13 protein-coding genes, 1 other RNA gene and 1 pseudogene are annotated in these 12,874 nt (G+C 40.4%); 7 read left to right on the top strand and 8 right to left on the bottom strand.

Going from position 1 to position 12,874, the window contains the following annotated elements; translation table 11 throughout:
• Positions 1 to 16: 16 nt before the first annotated feature.
• Entirely contained in the window at positions 17 to 988 is a 972-nt protein-coding gene (locus tag F944_RS03830; protein ID WP_004987114.1) for an alpha/beta fold hydrolase, read from the bottom strand.
• A gap of 300 nt (positions 989 to 1,288) precedes the next feature.
• Here F944_RS03830 and F944_RS03825 point away from each other — a divergent pair, with 300 nt between their 5' ends.
• Positions 1,289 to 2,482, top strand: a complete 1,194-nt coding sequence (locus tag F944_RS03825) for a putative solute-binding protein (RefSeq protein ID WP_227546663.1) — start codon at positions 1,289 to 1,291, stop codon at positions 2,480 to 2,482.
• Between the two features lie 112 nt (positions 2,483 to 2,594).
• Here the strand turns inward: F944_RS03825 and F944_RS03820 are convergent, their stop codons facing one another.
• Together F944_RS03820 and F944_RS03815 are read right to left on the bottom strand one after the other, a co-directional pair.
• Complete coding sequence (locus F944_RS03820; RefSeq protein WP_080633046.1) at positions 2,595 to 2,978, bottom strand: OmpW/AlkL family protein; 384 nt, start codon at positions 2,976 to 2,978, stop codon at positions 2,595 to 2,597.
• Positions 2,979 to 3,158: 180 nt separating this feature from the next.
• Complete coding sequence (locus F944_RS03815; protein WP_004987111.1) at positions 3,159 to 3,566, bottom strand: SDR family NAD(P)-dependent oxidoreductase; 408 nt, start codon at positions 3,564 to 3,566, stop codon at positions 3,159 to 3,161.
• Between the two features lie 46 nt (positions 3,567 to 3,612).
• Between F944_RS03815 and F944_RS03805 the strand changes: the two genes are divergently transcribed.
• Positions 3,613 to 4,772 (top strand): IS3 family transposase gene (locus F944_RS03805; RefSeq protein WP_104794772.1). Its coding sequence is split into 2 segments (ribosomal slippage): positions 3,613 to 3,859 and positions 3,859 to 4,772, totalling 1,161 coding nucleotides; the frame shifts between segments, so codons are not numbered across the junction.
• A 187-nt stretch (positions 4,773 to 4,959) separates the two neighbouring features.
• Here F944_RS03805 and F944_RS03800 read toward each other — a convergent pair.
• The 5 genes and pseudogenes from F944_RS03800 to F944_RS03780 form a co-directional block, all read right to left on the bottom strand.
• A protein-coding gene (locus F944_RS03800; RefSeq protein WP_104794622.1) for an IS3 family transposase occupies positions 4,960 to 6,098 on the bottom strand; the annotation gives its coding sequence in 2 pieces (ribosomal slippage) (positions 4,960 to 5,840 and positions 5,840 to 6,098; 1,140 coding nt in all).
• A gap of 147 nt (positions 6,099 to 6,245) precedes the next feature.
• Positions 6,246 to 6,625, bottom strand: a pseudogene (locus F944_RS03790) (Arm DNA-binding domain-containing protein); the annotation flags it as partial.
• Positions 6,626 to 6,763: 138 nt separating this feature from the next.
• Positions 6,764 to 6,949: non-coding RNA, 6S RNA (ssrS, locus tag F944_RS16675), on the bottom strand.
• Between the two features lie 102 nt (positions 6,950 to 7,051).
• Positions 7,052 to 7,336 carry a cell division protein ZapA gene (locus tag F944_RS03785; protein WP_004987106.1) on the bottom strand — a complete coding sequence of 95 codons (285 nt, stop codon included), beginning with the start codon at positions 7,334 to 7,336 and terminating at the stop codon, positions 7,052 to 7,054.
• Complete coding sequence (locus tag F944_RS03780; protein WP_004987105.1) at positions 7,333 to 7,905, bottom strand: hypothetical protein; 573 nt, start codon at positions 7,903 to 7,905, stop codon at positions 7,333 to 7,335. The genes F944_RS03785 and F944_RS03780 overlap by 4 nt, the downstream gene beginning before the upstream one ends.
• 64 nt (positions 7,906 to 7,969) lie before the next feature.
• Between F944_RS03780 and F944_RS03775 the strand changes: the two genes are divergently transcribed.
• The 5 genes from F944_RS03775 to F944_RS03755 all read left to right on the top strand — a co-directional run bounded on the left by F944_RS03775 (position 7,970) and on the right by F944_RS03755 (position 12,874).
• A complete protein-coding gene (locus F944_RS03775; RefSeq protein ID WP_004987104.1) occupies positions 7,970 to 8,602 on the top strand; it encodes a UPF0149 family protein in 633 nt (210 codons plus the stop codon).
• 58 nt (positions 8,603 to 8,660) lie between these two features.
• Positions 8,661 to 9,986: a Xaa-Pro aminopeptidase gene (pepP, locus tag F944_RS03770; protein ID WP_004987103.1), complete on the top strand. Its 1,326-nt coding sequence runs from the start codon at positions 8,661 to 8,663 to the stop codon at positions 9,984 to 9,986.
• A gap of 26 nt (positions 9,987 to 10,012) precedes the next feature.
• The gene (ubiH, locus tag F944_RS03765) at positions 10,013 to 11,218 is read left to right on the top strand and encodes a 2-octaprenyl-6-methoxyphenyl hydroxylase (protein ID WP_004987101.1); all 1,206 of its coding nucleotides are present in this window, start codon (positions 10,013 to 10,015) and stop codon (positions 11,216 to 11,218) included.
• Positions 11,215 to 12,447, top strand: coding sequence for an FAD-dependent monooxygenase (locus F944_RS03760; RefSeq protein WP_004987099.1), 1,233 nt, complete (start codon positions 11,215 to 11,217; stop codon positions 12,445 to 12,447). The genes ubiH and F944_RS03760 overlap by 4 nt, the downstream gene beginning before the upstream one ends.
• A 172-nt stretch (positions 12,448 to 12,619) precedes the next feature.
• Complete coding sequence (locus tag F944_RS03755) at positions 12,620 to 12,874, top strand: hypothetical protein (protein WP_004987097.1); 255 nt, start codon at positions 12,620 to 12,622, stop codon at positions 12,872 to 12,874.

Genomic DNA, 12,874 nt, shown 5'->3' with positions numbered 1-12,874 from the left:
TTACGGAGTTTAATTTCTACTTGTGTTTATTTAAAAAGATCAGATACTGCTGCGCCAAAATTTGATCAGCCTCCATAATGGGCATATGTCCTACATCTTTTAAAATCAAAGGGGGTTCAGCATTTTTTAATAACTCTTTGAGTTCTTGAGCGGCTTCAACATTGATAATTTTATCTTTGTCTCCCCAGACAATATAAGTTGGTACATCGATAGATTTTGCCGCGATTGCAAAAGTCTCAGGCGTATATACTTTGGACATGGCAACGAGCTGATCGACCATGCGTTGAGTACTTTTAGACTGAGAAATCATGAGTTTTTCTTGTTCAGTCTTTAACTCAGTGGGAATAAAGGGCGGTGTTGCCGTGGCAAGCTGAAACAGTTTGTCAAAATCGCCAGACTTTTTTACGACTAGTTCGCTGAGTAAAGCAGGATTTTTTAAATAAGGCGTATTCGCCGTTTTAAATACACCTGCGCTATCGACCAAGAGTAAAGATTTTGTTTCAGTTGGATATTGTGCTGTATAGAGCAGGGCAATCGCGCCACCCATGCTGTGTCCTGCGATATTAGCCTCTTTTTCAAAATGTCCAGCTTCAGCAAAACGTCTTAACTTTTCAGTTAAATTAGGGATAGACAGATCAAAATCATCGGCGACTTTCGTATCGCCATGTGCAGGCAAATCAGGAATGATGACATGATAGTTAGGCGTTAAATAACGTGCTACACGATTCCAGTTATCCCGACTACCTGCTAACCCATGAATTAAAATAATAGTCGGTTTGGAGGACTGACCTCCTTCGCTATATACCCATTCAATATCACCTACTTTTAATTTTTTAGTTTGTAAACCTGCCCAAGCGCGTTCTTGTTGTAATACGTTCTGAATATTGATATTTGAGGCAGCTATCGCGGTGTTGGAATGAGTGATGATTGCGGTAGTTCCTAAGCTTAAACTGAGGGCCAAACATAGATTTGAGAATGTCCGTTTCATTTTAATTTACTCTAATTTTATTCATCCTTTATTTGAGTCTATCTAAAAGCTCCAAACAAAACATTTGCAGTAAATACGGCAACCAATAAATAAAAGCCAATTCAGACCAAAATTGATAAAGATGTAGAAAAAAATTAAATTGATGAAACTGCCCATCGGAAATGTCAGATGAGTCAATTTTATTTTTGGAGCACTCACCTAATGTTTAAATGATGAATAGGGAGTTTGATGATGGATCATTTAAAACAAAAACAGTATTTGATAAGCGTTGAGTTTAATCATGCAATTGATCATTTATGGATGAAATTATCTATATTGATCATATGTTTATTTCTATTAATTCCACATGGTCATGCTGAAAAACTAGACTTGTCTCTTTCTGAGCATTCCACTCAAAAAGTTAAAAAATTACTTAATGATCCAAAGACGTGGCAACAAATTCCCAAACAAGTCATCTTATGTGTTTACTCACCAAATGGCGAAAACAGCGAAGCTTTTCAGCAGGCAACCAGCTATATCAGCGAATTACCACGTATTACTCGGGTTGCCAAAGACTTTGGTGTGAATATGAATGTTACGCGACCTTCCAATTTACAAATCAAAATTGATATTGATTATCCTAAGTTAAAGAAAAAAGCTTCAACCATGGTTAAACTCAATGTTTATACCGATGAGCGTATTTTGACAGAGGATTTTAGAAGTAAAAAATGTGATGGTGCAGGAATTAGTAATTTAAGAGCCAAGCAGTTTAATCCGTTTGTCGGAAGTATTGATGCTTTGGGAGCAGTACAGACTTATAAACAACTTGCTTCAGTGATTCAGATTTTAGCAAAACCCGAATTCGATTCAAAAATGGTAAATAAAGATTATGAGGTGGTCGGTATTGTTCCAGTAGGTGCTGCTTATATTATGGTCAATGATCGAAATATTAATACCCTAGCAAAAGCCGCAGGACGTAAAGTCGCGGTATTTCAATTTGATCCCACCCAAAAGAAATTGGTTCAAAATGTAGGTGCACAACCTGTTTCAGTCGATCTTACGAGTGTTGGGGGGAAGTTTAATAATCGTGAGGTTGAAATCATTGCTGGACCAGCATTGTTATTTAAGCCGATGGAATTGAATAAAGGCATGATGGATAAAAATGGAAAAGTTGTTGGAGCAATCATTCGTTTCCCTTTGATTCAGGTTACAGGTACATTGATTATGCATCGTAATAAATTTCCAGCAGGCATGGGATCAATTGCGAGAGAAGTCATTGCCAAACAGCTTACGCCTGCATTTGAATTTGTAGATAAGATTGAAAACGAAATCCCTACAAAATATTGGATGGATGTGCCAGAGGGCGATAAAGCAGGCTATGTCAAAATTATGCGCGAAGCACGAATCCAGATGACCAAAGAAGGGTATTATGATAAAAGCATGATGCACTTGTTGAAACAGGTGCGTTGTGGGCAAAATCCAAGTAATTATGAATGTGCGTTAAATGATGAATAAACATGATTCAAATACTTGTTGGTTTTCTATTATACCGAAGGTAAATACATGCTTTAAATCAAATAAAGTATCTATTTACCTCGGTTTTCTCGTGATGTTGTACAGTAGATACTTAGAAATGGTAAGCCAAACTGAATGAAGTCACCAATGGATCAACATCAATATCGGCACGCATAAGGGCATCTCCCATAGCAAGTAAAGAACCTTTCGCTTGGGTATCAAACCAGACTTTTTTGACATCAATCACAGCACTCCATCGTGGATTGATCGGAATATCAAGGCCTATTTGAGCCACTGGTCCAATGGCATTTTTAATTTTTAAGTCTTTGACAAAGGCATCTTTGCTGTTAAACACAATCATCCAAGATGCACCAATTCCAATATAAGGACGAATGCTTGCATCTGCAAGTGGGCTAAGACGCACTGTAGCAACAGCTGTACCATAGGTCGCTTTACCTAAAACACCAGCACTCTCTAAAGTTCCTTTTCCTCTAATCGTAGTGGCGGGTAAAATATTATAGGGATCTGTAAAAAACCTGTAATTTTGATAAATATTTTAACTGGTTAAAATCTTACACATTCAAATAGTTAATTTATCCAAAATAAATCTAAACAATGCCCATTATAAAAGGGCATTGTAGGTCGAATTTTTAGAGCTTTTAAATAAAAATCATTTTTAAATAGCAGTATATCCACCGTCAATATTGTAATAACTTCCATTAATAAAAGTGGCTTCATCTGAACTTAAAAACAAAACTAATTTAGCCACTTCTTCGGCATTGCCTAATCTTCCAATCGGATGTAAAGAAACTAGGCCCTGTTTTTGTTCGGCAGGAAGCTCGTCTAATAATGGAGTATCGATGTAGCCTGGACCAACAGCATTGACCCGAATATTCTGGGAGGCGTATTCAACACCAAAATTACGTGTCAGACCTAGAACGCCATGTTTTGACGCTGCATATCCCACATGGCCTGCTACCGCTGTAATACTGTGAATCGAAGCAATATTGACAATTGCACCGCCGCCATTTTTCAACATTTGTTGGGTGGCATACTTACTGATCCTAGCCAAAATAATGGACAATGATTCCCTCTAAAGATAACGTAACATTAACTTTGGAGATGTAAAAATGGCTAAACGCTTTAGTCCAGAATTTAAACAACAAGCAATTGATTATGCACTTTCAAACTCGCACGAATCTGTGGCTGCTATCGCCCAGAAATTAGGTGTGGGTTATTCAACATTAGATAAATGGATTCGTGAGACCAACCCCACTGGTTCCAGCAAAAGACAGCTCTCGCCAGAACAACAGCGTATTCTCGATTTAGAAAAAGAAGTCAAACAACTCAGGGAAGCTAATGATATTTTAAAAAAGGCGCATGTGTACTTCCTGACAGATCATGCCAAGAAAAGTACACGGTAATCCAAGGCCTAGCTGTGACTGAAATTACGGTTTCTTCTGCCTGTAAATGCCTAGGTGTCAGCACTTCGGGCTACTATGCTTGGCGAAAGAGACAGATTTACGTCAATCAGAAGTACACTGATTTAAAAGCTGTATATTGGCAACACCATGCTCGCTTAGGAGCACCTTCATTGGTGCACGACATGCATGATTTAGGTTACTGCATGAGTGAACGTACAGTTGGAAGGATGCTGAAAAAGCTCAGTTTACGCAGCAAGATTGGACGTAAATATAAGCATACGACTGATTCAAATCATCATTTGCCGACGGCACCGAATTTATTAGATCGCCAGTTTACAGTCACTCTGCCAAATAAAGTTTGGACAACAGACATCACCTATATCCGAACCAAAGAAGGTTGGCTGTATTTATGTGTGATGCTAGATTTATTTAGTCGTCGTATTATAGGTTGGCAAACCAGCCATCGGATAGATCGTCAATTGGTATGTGATGCATTTAATTATGCAATGGCACGTCAGGGGTATCCAACAGGTGTCATGGTGCATTCGGACCAAGGCTCACAGTACTGTAGTCGTGATTTTAGAGCACTATTATTGGCGAATAACTGTATTCAAAGCATGTCACGTAGGGGGAATTGTTGGGATAATGCGGTGACTGAAAGCTTCTTTCATACATTGAAAGGTCATGTGATACATGGCAGTGTATTTGCCACTCGAAAAGAAGCCAATGCTGTCTTGTTTGAATATATTGAAGTTTACTACAATCGAATCAGACGACATTCTGCAAACGGCTGGTTAAGTCCTGAAACCTTTGAACATAAATATTTTAAGAATTTAGAGGGATATGTTGTCCACGATACTGTCTAGGATCAAAACCTTGCCAATCTGCTTTTAGATATTCAATCACCTCTGTTTTGTATAAACCGTTTACCGTTTACCGTTTACCGTTTACCGTTTCAGCTAAAGCATTATAGTATGAGTCCCTGTCCACTCATAATGTTCTCTCCTATGCAAAAAGATGGACTGCTCCCAGTATCCTAGACATGAGACAGCTTCATTTTGAAGCTGCCTCAAATGCTTCTGGGCTCATCCCATCGAGATGCGAATGACGCCTGATTCGATTGTAAAACATCTCGATATAATCAAACACATCTGCACGAGCCATTTCTCGTGTTTTATAGATTCGCTTTTTAATTCTTTCCTTCTTTAAGCTGCTAAAAAAGGATTCAGCAACAGCATTATCCCAACAGTTTCCCCTCCGGCTCATACTTGGAACCAAATTATGCTTCTGACAGAATTTCTGCCAGTCTCCGCTGCTGTATTGTGAGCCTTGGTCTGAGTGTATGATCACAGGTTCATTGGGTCTGCGTCGCCATACTGCCATAAGAATTGCATCTAAAACGATATCCTTGGCAAGCGTAGGTTTCATTGACCAACCGATGACTTTCCTTGAATATAAATCGAGAACCACAGCCAAATATAACCAGCCTTGCCAAGTGCGGATGTAGGTAATATCAGTCACCCACGAGGTATCAGGTGTGTTTACAACAAACTCTCGATTTAAATGGTTAGGTGGCACAATCTGCGGACGACCACGACCATAGCTTTTATGCTTCTTATATCCTCGAACAGCGGCAATGGCATTGTTCTTCATGATCTTCAGCACACGATTAGGCCCACAGTTTTCACCTAGCTCTTTAAGATCCAGTGTGATGCGACGATAACCGTAGATACCATAACTGGCATCATAAGAAGAACGGATGAGCTGTAATAAGCGCTTATCTTCAATAGTCCTGCCTGATTCAGGTTCATGCAACCAGGCGTAATAGCCAGCACGAGCAATCTTCAGAACCCGACACATCGTTTTAATCTTAAATTGATGGCTGTATTCAAGGATAAATTGATACTTTACTCGGGCAGGCTTGCAAAGTACCTTGCGGCCTTTTTTAAGATATCCCGTTCCTCTTCAGTTTGTTTGAGCTGACTTTTAAGGCGTAGAATTTCTTTCTTTGCTTCGAGCAGTTCATGTTCATCAGAGTTATTATGTAAAGGCTGTACTGCCTTTAGCCATTTATAAATGCTGTGCTGTGATACACCTAAACGTTCTGCAACATCGGTGACAGAATATCCACGTTCAGTAATCAATTTGACAGCTTCATCTTTAAATTCTGGGGTGTATCGTTGTCCACTCATAAGGTTCTCTCCTATGCAAAAAGAATAGACGATATTTGTCTAGGAGAATGGTGGCAGTCCAAGAATAGACGATATTTGTCTAGGAGAATGGTGGCAGTCCAAGAATAGACGATATTTGTCTAGGAGAGTGGTGGCAGTCCAATAATAGATTGAGTCGTTTGATAAAGGTCTTCTATCCTTGTAAAGTATATAAGCTTCAGCAACTGTTGGAATTAACCTAGATAGTTCCTGATTAGAAAGATAATCAACGCGAACCTGCTTTTTTTGTTGAACTGGATCTACTCCTTCATCCATTAAAATAAGTAGACGCTTAGCTTCAGCTCTGGCTTGCTCAAGTGTATAAACGCCGTGCTTTCCTATCACTTTGCGCTTTGATTTGGCATCTTCTTTTCTGCAAAATAGCTTTTTGTCTTACCGACGCACAAACCAAATCCTATTGTCGCAGTATCTCGATAGAAAACTTGTTTATCCTGACAAAGTGGGATTGAATCTATTGCTGATTTTTTAAATTTAATATGATTGGCCATTTCAGTTATAGCAGTGATAAGCAATTTCTAACGATACAACACAATAATTATGAAGTCTATTAAGGGTCTATTTTTGAAGAGAATATGGGTGGTTTTGAGATGAGGTCTTTATCTAAATTATTGTTATATAAAATTAAAAATGCCTCCGAAGATGCCGCTGCAATGTCTTTACCCTTGAACCCTTAAGTTCAAGGTGGAAGCGACGCGTACTTGCTGGGTTTCCTGCACAGGACAGGCATACGCTCTAAATACGCAGAACGCTATCCTAAAAAGATAGTATCGGCTCAGGGGAATCAGACGCGCTGGCGAACATCCCAGAGACAGTTTAAGTATAACCGATCTTTGGTCGATGACAATCCATTGCAGCAATCGTTATGTAAAGTTAGTTTTCAAATGGTGAAGCTTTGCTCGATACCACTGTATTGTTTATACAATTTGTTCGACATCGTTTAATATTGTTTCAAGTAAACGCTCACAGTGCGCATATTCCTGAAGTGATTTGTTCATACTCAGCACATCCTGCATCAGTTGTAATGCCACCATAATCACTAATTTATTGTGTTCAACACGCGGTGCATTGCGACGCATTTCATTAAATTTCTCATTGAGCATTTGCCCTGCGCGTTCAAGTTCTTCTTTTTCAGAGGCCGTTGTAGCTAAACGAAAAGTTTGTTCAATTAGACGCAATTCAACCATTACCTGTTCACTCATGATTGAATCTCCTCTTGGTTATCTACACTATTTTCAACACTAGGATCAGCCAATTGTTGAATTTCCTGCGCATGTTGATCTTGTTCTGTACCTAAAATAGCCAAACGCTGAATAATCGCCTCGACCTTAGATTTGGCGAGTTCATTTTTTTGAAGTAGACGTTCGCGATCTTGTTGGATGTCGTGTAATTCTTGCTGAGAGTGCTTTTGTTGTAACTGCAATTTTTCTTTAGTCACACGTAAATCATTACGTTCTGCCAAAATTTCCTGAAAACGATTTTTAAGATCAGTACAACTTTTTTCCAAACGACTATAACGATCAGCAAGGGCTGTGGCATCGATATTGAGTTGCTGAAATTGATTTTGTAACTGGGAAAGTTGTTCAGTCAGGTGTTCAACTTCTTCCTGTTTGGAGGTGATGATCCCATTTTTTTGCACAATTTGAGCATGATGCTGCTCTTCATCTTGTTGCTTTTTTTGAGTCAGTGACTCATTTTCACTTTCAAGGTGATGTAAACGCGTTTTCAAAACGCCAATATGCGCCTGTAGACGCTGTAATTGTTCTAACATAACGTAGTCGCACAGAATTGCAATCAAAGGTAATATATACGAAGTATAGAGATTGGATAAGCGAATGCAAGACGATATTTCAGGTTGGAATGAATGGTTCACAAATTTTAACGGAATTGAGGAGATTTCAAGCCCAAGTGAGCTTCATGGCTTACTAACGGGCATCGTTTGTGTCACCGAAGCACCAAGTCGTGATGAATGGTTACAAATTTTAAATACACTTAATGTCCCTCAATTAAGTGATGAAGCACTTGCACTGCTTAGTGATGAAGCAGAAGATGTTGCACATGCCTTATCCGAAGATGAACTGGATTATTTACCCATGCTTCCAGATGATGAGCATTCTTTGCAAGAACGTGTTCAAGCCTTAGCAGACTGGAGCGCGGGTGTGGTACTTGGCTTTGGATTGGCATCAGGTCATATTCGCAGTGATGAAATGGAATTGATTGAGCATTTACAGGATGTTGCTGCCGTTGAGTTTGAAGACTCAGATGATGACGAAGAAGGTGAAAATAGTTACGAAGAACTGTATGAATTTGTTCGTTTAATTCCTGTAAGCCTTTCAATGGGACGTAAAAAAATTCCAGTAGAAGAAAGTTCATTACTCAAAAACTTTCATGCCAAGAGCCAAAACGATCCTGCACGAAAAGATAACCAAAGCATTGTTGAAATGTTTACACCGCATCGTCCAAGCTAATTGGGCGATGTGAGCGTTTAAATTTTTTACCACTTGATAATTAAAGACTTATAGCCTCATGAAATTGACTCAAGCAGATTTTGAACTTCGTCGAGACCGCCTCGCTCAACACATGGGGCCAAACAGTATTGCCATTATTGAAACCAGTCCTGTTGCCTATCGTAACCGTGATGCAGACTACAAATTCCGTGCCGATAGCAGTTTTTTCTATCTAACAGGCTTCGCTGAACCTGAAGCTGTGGCGGTCATTGAAACTTTCGATACGGTGGATGATTACACCTATAGTTTGTTTTGTCGTGAACGTAACCGTGAAATGGAAATCTGGAATGGTTATCGGGCGGGGATTGATGGCGCAATTGAAGACTATGATGCAGATGAAGCCTATGCGATTGATCTGCTTGATGAAGAGATTGCGGAAAAACTATTAAATAAAGAGCGACTTTATTATCGCATTGGTCATCGTGCTGAGTTTGATGCACGTGTGAGTCAGTGGATTAAACACGCCGATGCTCAGCAACGTCGTGGCAATGGTGCGCCATCGCAAATTCTGCAATTGGATCGTATCATCGACGAAATGCGTTTGATTAAATCCAAGCAAGAAATTGAACTGATGCAAATTGCATCGGATATCAGTGCTGCTGCGCATACTCGTGCCATGCAAAAAGTTCGACCTGAAATGATGGAATATGCGTTAGAAGCTGAACTAAATTATATCTTTGGACAGCATGGTTGTGTGCCATCGTACAATAGTATTGTTGGGGGTGGAGCAAATGGTTGTATCTTGCATTATGTCGAAAATGACAAAGCACTGAAAGATGGTGATTTGGTTCTGATCGATGCTGCTTGTGAATATCAATGTTATGCATCCGATATTACTCGAACTTTTCCTGTGAATGGTCAATTTAGTCCTGAACAAAAAGCACTTTATGAGGTGGTGTTAAAAGCTCAGTATGCTGCCATTGATACGGTTCGTGTGGGCAATTCTTATCGTGAACCGCATGAAGTAGCGGTGCGTATTTTAACGCAAGGACTACTTGATTTAGGCTTGCTCAAAGGTGAGCTGGATGAGTTAATTGAAAATGAAGCATTTCGCCAGTTTTATATGCATGGCACAGGGCATTGGCTGGGGATGGACGTGCATGATGTGGGCAATTATAAAAAAGAAAATGAATGGCGCCCATACGAAGAAGGTATGGTGGTGACCGTTGAGCCAGGACTTTATATCGCACCTGATGATGAAACAGTCGATGAAAAATGGCGTGGTATTGGGATTCGTATTGAAGATGATGTGGTCGCTACTGCGCAAGGCCCGCTGGTTTTAACGGGCGCTGTAGTTAAAGAAATTGAAGAAATTGAGCAACTCATGGCACAAGCCAAACTATAACGATAAACGTATTGAGGAGTTTTACCGTGCAAAAAGTCATTATTGTCGGTGGGGGAATGGTCGGTTTAAGTCTAGCGCTAATGCTGGCCAAACAAAATATTGCGGTTCAATTGTTGGAAGCAATTCGTTATCCAAATTATGAAGATGATCAACTTGCACCGTATCATTCAAGTTTCGATGCTCGAAATACCGCATTGTCACGACGTAGTGTCATGATTTACCAGCAGCTTGGTTTGTGGGACGCTTTACAGCAGCATGCGACCCCAATTTTACAAGTGCATATCACAGAGCAAGGCAGTTTTGGTAAAGCTCGTTTAGTGGCAGAGCAGGAAAAAGTCGAAAGCTTTGGTCAGGTGATTGAAAATGCATGGCTAGGTCGAGTGTTGTTGACTCAAGTGCGTCAGCAAGCATTGATTGAACTGATTGATGGTGTGGAAGTCACTTCACTTGAACAAGATCAGCAACAAGTTACGATCCATGCTCTACGCGATCAAGAAAATTTAGAGCTTCAAACCCAATTATTGATTGCTGCTGATGGTCGTGATTCTTTCTGTCGTCAGGCGATTGGTGTTGGCGTTGATGTGCATGATTATGACCAAGTGGCGATTGTCACCGCTGTACAAACATCAAAACCGCATCAACATGTCGGATTTGAGCGTTTTAGTGCACTGGGTCCATTAGCCTTGCTACCTTTGCCGGGCGAATATCGTCGCTCTGTGGTTTGGCCTGTTAAAAAAGGCACAGAAGCTGAATGGTTAGGTGAAGAAAACGATCAGCATTTCCTCGATGCTTTGCAACAAACCTATGGGGATCGTGCTGGAAAGTTTGAAAAGACGGGTAAACGTTTTAGTTATCCTTTGTCACAAGTGCTGGCGCATAAACAAGCTGTGGGTCGTGTGGTATTGATGGGAAATGCTGCACACACCATTCATCCCGTTGCTGGGCAAGGTTTTAATTTGTGTCTACGTGATGCGGATGTATTAGTGCGTTTTCTCACTCAACATTTAACGCAATCTGAAGATATCGGTGATCCTGAAAATTTACTGGCTTATGAACAGTCGCGTTTAAAAGACCAACAACGAGTGATTAAATTTTGCGATTCAGTTGTTCGTGGTTTTAGTAATCAAAATCCCGTTTTAAAATTACTGCGTAATACAGGTTTGGTTGCGTTTGACGTTGTTCCAGGGATTAAACCACTCGTTGCCAACTATGCGATGGGGTTAAAAGCATGAGTGAAATTCTTGATGTAGTGATCGTGGGTGGTGGTCTGGTCGGTGGTTTGACCGCCTTACTATTGGCCAAAGGTGGTGTGCAAGCGACCGTATTAGATGCTGCACCTGTGCTCGATCCTGAACAGGTTAAAAATATTCTAAATCCACGGGTATTGGCACTGAGTCAGGCAACGATTCATTTATTAAAAACCGTAGATGTTTGGAATGATTTACCCAGACAGATGCCTTATACGGGCATGCATGTCTGGAATAAAAATGGCTATGGTGAAATTGAATTTGGTCAGGCATCAGCCGCTTTTCCGACACCTGATCAGGCTTTGGGTTCTATGGTTGAACCCAGTTTACTTAATTTGGTCATTCAACAAAAAATGCTACAACAGATTCAGGACTATCGTACTCAGGTAAAAGTCGTTCGTGTTGAACAGCAGGTGCAAGGTTGGATTGTTGAACTGGCAGATGGTCAAGTGTTAAAAACAAAATTAGTCATTGGGGCGGATGGTGCAAACTCTTTTGTACGTGATCAGGCTTATATTGAATTAGATGTTTTAGACTATCGTCAAGCTGCGATTAGCTGTGCCATTAAAACCACAAAACCACACCAATATGTGGCACGACAAATCTTTTTACCCACAGGGCCGTTAGCCTTTTTACCAATGGCGAGTCTGGATGAGCAGGAAAATGGATATTGGCAATCGATTGTCTGGACATTGCCTGATGATTACGCCGAGGAATATTCAGATTTAAACGATGCTGAATTTTTACAACTTTTAACTCGCGAAAGTCAGCATATGTTAGGTGAAGTTATCGAGGTTCGCTCCCGTGCGAAATTCCCGCTTAAAGCGCGTTCAGCACAGCATTATGTGAAGGCTGGTCTGGCGTTAATTGGGGATGCTGCTCATGTGATTCATCCTTTAGCAGGACAGGGCGTGAATATTGGCTGCTTAGATGCCGCAGTGCTATGTGATGTCTTGCTGCATGATCTGCAACGTGGTGTGTGGGCGCATGAACAGACTTTAGCGCGTTATGAACATGAGCGTAAGGGACAAAATCTAGCCATGATGCATAGTATGTCTACCATCGGATGGCTAGAAACGACAGAATTAAGACCACTGATTTTTGCACGAAATTTGGGCTTAAATCAGGTCAATCATTCTCCTTTATTGAAAGATGCCTTTATGCAACAAGCCAGTGGTTTACCGAGTTTAAAGAACACGCGTTATGCAATTTGACAAGAGAGTAGATATTTTTTAAACAATCATTTATATATTATTACCAATATGGTTAAAAAAGATACGAATATGGAGTAAAAGCCTCTTTGCGAATGCCAAAGAGATTGCTACATTTCTTCGTAATTTATGATGAGTCTCATAAACCATTTACTGATCATGATGGGGAGCAAAAATGACAGATACAAATGATTATGATGAAGCTGAAGATTCAGCTGTCGATGAAGATGAAGCCAAAGCGGCTGAACGCGGTGCCAGTGATAGCGAAGAAGGCGGAAATTTAAGTGACGCTGATCTTGCTGAGGCTGAAAGCCTCACCGTAACTGCAAAGCAAAAGCAACGTCAGGCACTTGAAGATGAGATTGCAGCCTTTCTCGCAAAAGGTGGAAAAATTACTGAAGTACCTGCTGACGAAGAAGCAAGACATTAA

Source organism: Acinetobacter ursingii DSM 16037 = CIP 107286, from assembly GCF_000368825.1.
Taxonomy (GTDB): Bacteria; Pseudomonadota; Gammaproteobacteria; order Pseudomonadales; family Moraxellaceae; genus Acinetobacter; species Acinetobacter ursingii.
Note: the sequence above shows the minus strand (reverse complement) of the source record. Positions and strands in the feature narration are given on the sequence as shown.